Source organism: Streptomyces sp. NRRL WC-3549 (assembly GCF_000721935.1).
Taxonomy (GTDB): Bacteria; Actinomycetota; Actinomycetes; order Streptomycetales; family Streptomycetaceae; genus Streptomyces.
This window is the reverse complement of the sequence record NZ_KL585432.1, coordinates 35,184-36,756: the sequence shown is the minus strand read 5'-3', so window position 1 is coordinate 36,756 and position 1,573 is coordinate 35,184. Positions and strand designations below refer to the sequence as shown.

Sequence of the window (1,573 nt, the reverse complement as noted above, 5' to 3'; positions counted from 1 at the left end):
ACCACGAGGGTGGTGCGGCGGCCTGCGAGCCGGTCGGTGGCCTGGTTGACCTGGGCCTCGCTGGCCAGGTCGAGGGAGGCCGTCGCCTCGTCCAGGAGCAGCACGTCCGGGTCGACCAGTTCGGCACGGGCCAGCGCGATCAGCTGGCGCTGGCCGGCCGAGAGGTTGCGGCCCCGCTCGGCGACCTCGTGCAGGTAGCCGCCCTCCAGGGTGGCGATCATGTCGTGCGCGCCGACCGCCCTGGCCGCCGCCTCCACCCGCGCGTCGGTGGCCTCGGGCAGCCCGTAGGCGATGGCGTCGCGGACGGTGCCGGCGAAGAGGTAGGCCTCCTGCGGTACGACACCGAGCCGGTGCCGGTAGGCGGTCCGGTCGAGCGTGCGCAGGTCGGCGCCGTCCGCCGTGACCCGCCCGTCCGTCGGGTCGTAGAACCGTGCGACGAGCTTGACCAGTGTGGACTTGCCCGCGCCCGTCTCCCCCACGAAGGCGACGGTCTGCCCGGCCGGGATGCGCAGGTCGACGCCGCTGAGGGCCTCCTCCTCCTGGCCCTCGGCCGCCCCGTACACGAACGACACGTTCTCGAACGCGATGTCGCCGCGCAGCGAGGGCACCGGACGGGGCTCGTCGTGGTCGGCGGTGGAGGTGGGCTCGCGCAGCAGTTCCTGGATCCGGCCGAGCGAGACCGTGGCCTGCTGGTAGCCGTCGAAGACCTGCGACAGCTGCTGCACCGGGGCGAAGAACAGGTCGATGTAGAGGAGGTAGGCGACGAGCGCGCCGGTGGTCAGCGTGCCGTCGTCGACCCGGCCGGCGCCGACGATCAGCACGGCCGCGGCGGCGACCGAGGCCAGCAGCTGGACGAACGGGAAGTAGACGGAGATCAGCCACTGGCCGCGGACCCGGGCCTGGCGGTAGTGGTCGCTGCGGGCCGCGAACCGCTCGGCGCCGTCGTGCTCGCGCCGGAACGCCTGCACGATCCGCAGCCCCGCGACGGACTCCTGGAGGTCGGCGTTGACGACGGAGATGCGTTCCCGGGCGAGCTCGTAGGCCTTGACGCTCTTGCGGCGGAAGAAGAAGGTGCCGAGGATCAGCACCGGCAGCGTCGCGAAGACGACCAGCGCCAGCTGGACGTCCAGGACGAGCAGGACCCCCATGATGCCGAGGAAGGTGACGACGGAGACGAAGGCGGTGACCAGCCCGGTCTGGAGGAACGTGGACAGGGCGTCCACGTCCGTCGTCATCCGGGTCATGATCCGGCCGGTCAGCTCGCGCTCGTAGTAGTCGAGGCCGAGCCGCTGGAGCTGCGCGAAGATCTTGAGCCGCAGGGAGTACAGGACGCGTTCGCCCGTACGGCCCGTCATCCGGGTCTCGCCGATCTGCGCCGCCCACTGGACCAGGACCGCGAGCAGTCCCAGTCCCGCCGCCGCCCAGACCGCGCCGAGCGCCATCCGGGTGACGCCGTCGTCGATGCCGTGCCGGATCAGCACCGGCAGGAGCAGGCCCATGCCCGCGTCGACGGCGACCAGGCCCAGGCTGACCAGCAGCGGCAGCCCGAAGCCGCGCAGCAGCCTGCGCAGGC

The 1,573-nt window shown here is 72.5% G+C and carries 1 protein-coding gene; it reads right to left on the bottom strand.

What is annotated here, in order from left to right:
- Positions 1-1,573, bottom strand: a 1,573-nt coding sequence (locus IH13_RS0130835) for an ABC transporter ATP-binding protein (protein ID WP_031089451.1), incomplete at both ends; no start/stop codon positions are given.